This window comes from Sneathiella sp. (genome assembly GCF_041689005.1).
Taxonomy (GTDB): Bacteria; Pseudomonadota; Alphaproteobacteria; order Sneathiellales; family Sneathiellaceae; genus Sneathiella.
This window is the reverse complement of sequence record NZ_JBDNHC010000159.1, coordinates 22,827-29,342: the sequence shown is the minus strand read 5'-3', so window position 1 is coordinate 29,342 and position 6,516 is coordinate 22,827. Positions and strand designations below refer to the sequence as shown.

The window sequence follows — 6,516 nt, the reverse complement described above, 5'->3', positions numbered from 1 at the left end:
TGGGATAAACACCGAAAGGGACCGTGTGGGAGGCAAGATGAATATGATCCGTCTCTATTCCGTTTTTATTCATAATTTCTTCTGCAACGGAAAGCAGCAATCGCGTGTGAGATTGGTCTTCCTGCTTTTTCAGGGTGCAATTAAAGAAAACAGCCTTCAAATTAGAAAAGTCTATTTTATTTTCTGCACATAATTGGTTTTGCCTGTCATTAAGTGCCATCATTCCTCCCCCGGGTGTGACTTTAATTTTTGGTCCCTAATGTTTAGATAGGGTTGTATTTTCAATTTCCAAAGCATGGTCAAGCTGGACTAATTCAAAAAAAATGCCGGCCAAGTAAATGGCCGGCAAGTCTAACAGGGAGGTTGCATCTATGAACAAGATGCCGGAACAGCTAAGGCAGGGAGGAACCCGCCATTCCATTGCCAGTGAACACTGGCTCGCGAAACTGCATTGCAACATCGCTTTATACATGTTGGGCGCCAAGGAAAGATTGTGTACTGACAATGTATCATGCCTGCTATGTGTTATATGCATAATACAAAAAAAGACCGGCCTCGTGAGAGGCCGGTTTAGTCTAACAGGGAGGTATTATCTTTCGATAATACAGATTGCATGAGATTGGGAGGAATACATGCAATCATCATATCAGCAGGGAGCTGATATTAAAATGCTGCGTCGCAACATCTATGATCTATAGATAGCCAATTAGCGGGCCGATTTCCACTACTAATATTGCAGTGCACCCATGCAAATAATGCATACCTAAAGAAAACTACTATGCAAAATATGCTTATAGATCAGAATATGACCATAAAAAAATGCCGGCCAAATAAATGGCCGGCAAGTCTAACAGGGAGGTGTCATGTCAGGGAGGAGACATGACGTTGCAAAATTCTGGGAGGAGATTTTGCAACTTTTGCAAAGGTCAGGGACCTTTGCAAAATACTGATATTGCGATGCAACATCGTCTGCCCCTCTTTTAGAAAAATTAGCCTCGCATGGAAAGATCAATTTCGACAACTCGGATATGCGCCAATTGCATGGCTTGGAAGGCAGCCATGTCAAAATGCGTTTTCAGCAACTTTCTGGATGAGAAAATCCCGGAGTATCGTTACGCGCTTCGAATTGCGAAGTTCTTCTGGATAGACATAGTAACTATCAAATGTCGGTCCGCCCACTTGCGGCAGGATGCGCACGATGTCATTATGGCCGTGCGCGATATAGTCAGGCAAGCTGGCAATGCCGAGACCACTTTGAACCGCAAGTAACAAGCCGTAGACGTTGTTGACCTTGAAAACAGGTTCTGCCGTGCGACCGAGCTTGATGAGATCCTTAAGCAGCCAGTTCACATTGGCGATATTTGAGGGGGCCTCATTCCCGTAGGTAATAAGCTTGCTTTCCAGGATGTCTTCAAGGCGGCTGGGCATGCCGTGCTTTTTCAGAAAATCCGGTGAGGCGTAAACATGGTGATTAACCGTCATCAACTTACGTTGGATAAGGTCAGGCTGGACGGGTGCCCGCAACCGAATTGCGATATCGGCTTCCCGCATGCCAAGATCAAGCTCGCGGTCCGCTAATATCAAGTTCACGGTGATTTCCGGGTAAAGTTCTATGAATTCCCGAATACGCGGCGTGAGCCAATTGGCACCGAGGCCGACGGTTGCTGTAACACGAATTTCGCCAGACGGCTTTTCATGGGCATCCAGCAGCTGCGCTTCAGTCATTGCCAGTTTGGCAAATACCTCGTGCGCGGTCTGAAACAAGAGTTCCCCTTGCTCCGTTAGCAGTAGGCCGCGAGCATGGCGGTGAAACAGCGCAACCTTCAGGCTTTCCTCAAGCGCGCTGATCTGTCGACTGACAGCGGATTGGCTTAAATGCAAGGTGTTGCCAGCATGAGTAAAACTGCCAGCCTCGGCGACGGCATGAAAAATGCGTAACTTATCCCAATCCATGGCAAATCCGATTTACTTCTAGAAAAGAGCTCTGCTCGTGTCTGAGCAACTTTGTTTCAGAGATGTCGCAGATCAGATTATGCGACGTTTAGAGGGGAAACAAGGCTGCTCTGAAAACATAGTGCCCGAAGAACGGTCGGCAGATCGATTATTCTGCCGCCTCGGCCGAGGTTGTCTCAGTCTCAGCGATAAATTTCTCCGCCTGCAGGGCGGCCATACAGCCTGTCCCCGCAGCCGTAACCGCCTGTCGGTAAATTTTGTCCTGCACATCGCCACAGGCAAATATGCCAGGAATATTTGTTGCCGTAGAATCAGGGGCAGTGATCAGGTAGCCTTCGTCATCCATATCCAGCTTGCCCTTGAATAGTTCTGTATTCGGGGAATGACCAATGGCAATAAAGACGCCATGTAACGGGATATCTCTCGTTTCGTTAGTCTTAACATCCCGAATCCGTGCCGCCGTCACCCCGAATGGATCCTTCTCGCCGAGAATTTCATCCAGAACATGATCCCAGATCACCTCGATCTTTGGGTTTTTAAGCAACCGCTCAACAAGTATTTTTTCTGCGCGCAGTTCATCGCGCCGATGGACCAAAGTGACCTTGTCCGCATGATTTGTGAGATAAATAGCCTCTTCCACGGCGGTGTTTCCGCCGCCGATTACCATGACTTCCTTGCCCCGGTAGAAAAACCCGTCGCATGTTGCGCAAGCCGAAACACCGAAACCCATATATTTTTCTTCCGTCGGGAGCCCCAGCCATTTTGCGGCGGCGCCGGTGGCGATAATGATGCTGTCGGCGATATAGGTTGTGCCTGAATCGGCGGTCGCGACGAAGGGTCGTTTGCTCATATCCACATCGGTTATATAATCGTTGAAAATGCGGGTGCCGACGTTGCGAGCCTGTGCTTCCATCTGTTCCATAAGCCAGGGGCCTTGGATGGCGTCCGCAAAACCAGGATAGTTTTCAACATCGGTTGTGATTGTCAGTTGTCCGCCCGGCTGCAGTCCATGGACCAGGATGGGATTGAGTGACGCACGGGCTGCATAGATCGCGGCTGTGTCGCCGGCGGGCCCGGATCCGATGATGAGAACTTCAGTGTGATGGATATCAGCCATGCATAGCTCCAGACAAAATTATTGCCGAAAGTCTTCCGGCTTAAGTTATTTATAATGTGAAGCCGAGGCATGCAAGTGGCGGGAGCAAGTTTGCGGTACAGATCACATTATTATTTGTTGTCAGCCATGATTTGCAGAACTTCCGCCGCAATTTTTTGTGTTTCGCGCAAGGGGGTGCCGGTCCCATATTCCAGTTCTCCTGTGAACTTCTGCGTATATCCCTGCTCTCGCATACGCCGGTGAAAATAATTAAATTTCTTATTCCCGCCGGGCAGGTCAAATATATAAACAGGTTTACCCGTCGCGCAGGCTTCACAGACCATATTCACAGAATCACCGGTGACGATCAACGCATCGGCAAGCGCAAGATAGCCGAAATAGGGATTTTCGCCTTCTCCAGCCCATAACTGATGAGGGAGTTCTTCGAGCGCCGCCGTCAATATTAATTCGTTTTCCGTGCCCGTTCGCCGGGACGTGGTGATAAGAAAGCTGCAGCCTGTCTTTTTATGAAGGGTGTTCAACTTGGAGGACAAGTCTGTAATTACTTCCGCCGTCATTGTATAACATTTATTGCTTCCCCCCACGAGAACGGTCACGAGCGGTCTTTGTAAGGGCTCAACTAAGGGCCAAAATTTTTCTTTTGCGGCGTCCAGCATGTCCTGCGTGATGCGGCCGAGCGATCCTTGACTGACCAGCACGTTCGGCCCACGGAGTTTGTCATGCTCTGGAACAATCACCAGATCAAAATTAGTGGCGGATGTATTGGGGGTCTGGATATGAATTGTGAATGTTTTGTCGCCACTTGCCTTCTTTATCGCCAGACTCATTGGAATCGCCTGTCGACCGCAGGTAATAAGGATATCTGGCCATGGCGGCAGGAGAAGATCACCGGTTTTCATCAACCGGGAAAGCGGAGTTAGCCAGAAGGCGGGAGGAAGCCATCTCCAGGGTTTTGTCGTCTTGATTCTCTTGACAGTGAATTGAACTCCCAGGGCCTCCGCAAGGCCGATACACTGGGTTTCCATCCCTGCGCTACCGTCGGTGACAACCCAACAGGTTTGACCGTTCATGGAAATTTCGGTGTTCATCTGCTTGGCATAAGCTGTCCACTTCCAGTGGGTCAAGTATTTTAGCGGGTGTTTGGGTAATATTCTTACTCATTTGGCATGCAACCTGCTTCTATTGCTTGGACAAACGCGCTTCTTGTAATAATATTGCGCAGAACTGACTGTTGGAGGACATAAATGCAACGCGTAAAGCTAGACGAAATTGATCGTCGCATCTTGCACGATTTGCAAGAAGATGGGCGTATCACCAATGTGGAGCTGGCCAAAAATGCCGGAATTTCGGCACCACCATGCCTGCGGCGGGTTCGTGCGCTGGAAGACGCGGGGTATATTCAGGGGTATCATGCCCAATTGCACGCCGAGCATCTCGGCTTCGGCGTGACCATATTTGCGCTGGTTGGACTTCGAAGTCAGGCTGAGACGGATTTATCAGCTTTCGAAAAACTGGTGCAGACATGGCCATTGGTTCGGGAATGCTACATGCTGGCCGGTGAAAATGACTTTATTTTGAAAGTCGTAGCAAAGGATTGGGATACCTACCAGCTTTTCCTCACCCATGAATTGACGGGGGCGCCGAATGTGGCGCATGTGAAGACGTCTCTTGGTATTCGCGTGTCGAAATTCCTGCCGGGCGTTCCGGTTGCTCTTGAACCACCAAAAGTATCCCACGATAATCATGACTGACGGATACTTGTTGCTCACGAATGGGGACTATGATGACCGCTAACCCGTATGAAACCGACCTTGATGTAAATTTGGCCAATTATGAGCCCTTGACCCCGCTGACATTTCTGTCCCGGTCGGCGGAAGTCTACCCTGAGCATTGTGCGATCGCCTATGGGGAAAGATCAATCAGCTATGCGGATTTTTATAGCCGCGCGCGCAGGCTTGCAAGTGCTCTGGTGGCCCGCGGCCTCGGACAAGGAGATACGGTTTCAATCATGGCCCCCAATGTCCCGGCGGTTCTGGAAGCTCATTTCGGGGTTCCGATGATGGGAGGTGTCCTGAATGCACTGAATACCCGACTGGACGCGGGGGCATTGGCCTTTATTCTGGATCATGGGGGGTGCAAGCTCCTGCTGACAGACCGGGAATATTCCGCGACTATCAAAGAGGCGCTGGCGCTCGCCAAAGTCAAGCCGGTTGTCATTGATATTGACGATGCGGCAGCGGACGGCGGGGAACTAATCGGGGACATGGAATATGAGGACTTCCTGGCCACAGGCGACGCTGAATTCGACTGGGCCGGCCCACGCGATGAATGGCAGGCGATTTCCCTCAATTATACGTCGGGCACAACTGGGGACCCAAAGGGGGTAGTGTTCCATCATCGCGGCGCCTATCTGGCGTCAATGGGGAATGCCGTTACCTGGACGATACCGAAGCATCCGATCTATCTGTGGACGCTGCCGATGTTTCATTGCAACGGCTGGTGCTTTACCTGGGCCTTAACGGCTGTTGGGGGCACTCATGTTTGCCTGCGCAAGATCGAGGCGACTGCAATTTATGACGAACTGCAAAAACATCAGGTTGATCATATGTGCGGAGCCCCGATTATTCTGTCGATGTTGATTAACACGACCGATGAAAACAAGGCCAAAGCGCCGAAAGGGATCAAGTTTATGGTGGCTGCCGCCCCGCCGCCCGCCGCCGTGCTCGCGGAAATGGATATTATGGGTTTTGATGTGACACATGTTTACGGCCTCACGGAATCCTATGGTCCGGCCGTTTACTGCGACTGGAAATCCGACTGGGATGCAAAGCCAGTCGAGGATAGGGCCACATTGAAATCGCGTCAGGGGGTCCGCTATCATGCCCTCGCAGGGCTCGAGGTGATGGATCCGGAGACGATGACATCGGTTCCGAAGGACGGCGCGACAATGGGCGAGGTGATGTTGCGCGGTAATCTGATTATGAAAGGCTATCTCAAAAATCCGGCGACAACACAGGCATCGTTCAAGGGCGGCTGGTTCCACTCTGGTGACCTCGGGGTCGTGCATCCGGACGGATATGTAGAACTGCGCGACCGGTCAAAGGATATCATTATATCCGGTGGGGAGAATATCTCGACGATCGAGGTGGAAAATGTGCTGTATAAACATCCCGCTGTGCTGGAAGCAGCTGTGGTTGCCAGACCAGATGAAAAATGGGGCGAAACCCCCTGCGCCTTTATAACCCTGCGGGCAGGAAAGACGGCAACAGAGGCAGAAATTATTGATTACTGCCGCAAAAACATGGCGCGATTCAAATGCCCTAAAACAGTGTTGTTTGAGGTGTTGCCCAAAACATCGACGGGGAAGGTTCAAAAATTTATTCTGCGAGAGCGGGCCCGTACTCTCTAGTCCGCCCCCATTTTCTACAGACAACGGTATAGAGACT

Annotated in this window: 5 protein-coding genes and 1 pseudogene; 2 read left to right on the top strand and 4 right to left on the bottom strand. The window is 50.6% G+C overall.

All coding sequences use genetic code 11. The annotated features are described in order from the left end of the window. The 4 genes and pseudogenes from ACESNI_RS17420 to ACESNI_RS17405 all read right to left on the bottom strand — a co-directional run. A pseudogene (locus ACESNI_RS17420) lies at nt 1–223 on the bottom strand (flavodoxin family protein); the annotation flags it as partial. A gap of 839 nt (nt 224–1,062) precedes the next feature. Then, entirely contained in the window at nt 1,063–1,953 is an 891-nt protein-coding gene (locus ACESNI_RS17415; RefSeq protein ID WP_373089328.1) for a LysR family transcriptional regulator, read from the bottom strand. A 148-nt stretch (nt 1,954–2,101) separates the two neighbouring features. Further along, on the bottom strand, nt 2,102–3,070 hold the full coding sequence (gene trxB / locus ACESNI_RS17410; protein ID WP_373089326.1) for a thioredoxin-disulfide reductase: 969 nt from the start codon (nt 3,068–3,070) through the stop codon (nt 2,102–2,104). 110 nt (nt 3,071–3,180) lie between these two features. Beyond that, nucleotides 3,181–4,140, bottom strand: a complete 960-nt coding sequence (locus ACESNI_RS17405; RefSeq protein ID WP_373089324.1) for a mitochondrial fission ELM1 family protein — start codon at nt 4,138–4,140, stop codon at nt 3,181–3,183. Nucleotides 4,141–4,314: 174 nt separating this feature from the next. Here ACESNI_RS17405 and ACESNI_RS17400 point away from each other — a divergent pair, with 174 nt between their 5' ends. After that, a complete protein-coding gene (locus ACESNI_RS17400) occupies nt 4,315–4,821 on the top strand; it encodes an Lrp/AsnC family transcriptional regulator (RefSeq protein WP_373089322.1) in 507 nt (168 codons plus the stop codon). Nucleotides 4,822–4,853: 32 nt separating this feature from the next. Next, nucleotides 4,854–6,479 (top strand): acyl-CoA synthetase, encoded by a 1,626-nt coding sequence (locus ACESNI_RS17395; RefSeq protein WP_373089320.1) that lies wholly within the window; start codon nt 4,854–4,856, stop codon nt 6,477–6,479. Nucleotides 6,480–6,516: the final 37 nt, after the last annotated feature.

What these genes read in the sequence shown, in the direction of transcription:
- ACESNI_RS17415 (WP_373089328.1), bottom strand. Translation starts at nt 1,953, where the DNA reads ATGGATTGGGATAAGTTACGCATTTTTCATGCCGTCGCCGAGGCTGGC.
- trxB (WP_373089326.1), bottom strand. Translation starts at nt 3,070, where the DNA reads ATGGCTGATATCCATCACACTGAAGTTCTCATCATCGGATCCGGGCCC.
- ACESNI_RS17405 (WP_373089324.1), bottom strand. Translation starts at nt 4,140, where the DNA reads ATGAACGGTCAAACCTGTTGGGTTGTCACCGACGGTAGCGCAGGGATG.
- ACESNI_RS17400 (WP_373089322.1), top strand. Translation starts at nt 4,315, where the DNA reads ATGCAACGCGTAAAGCTAGACGAAATTGATCGTCGCATCTTGCACGAT.
- ACESNI_RS17395 (WP_373089320.1), top strand. Translation starts at nt 4,854, where the DNA reads ATGACCGCTAACCCGTATGAAACCGACCTTGATGTAAATTTGGCCAAT.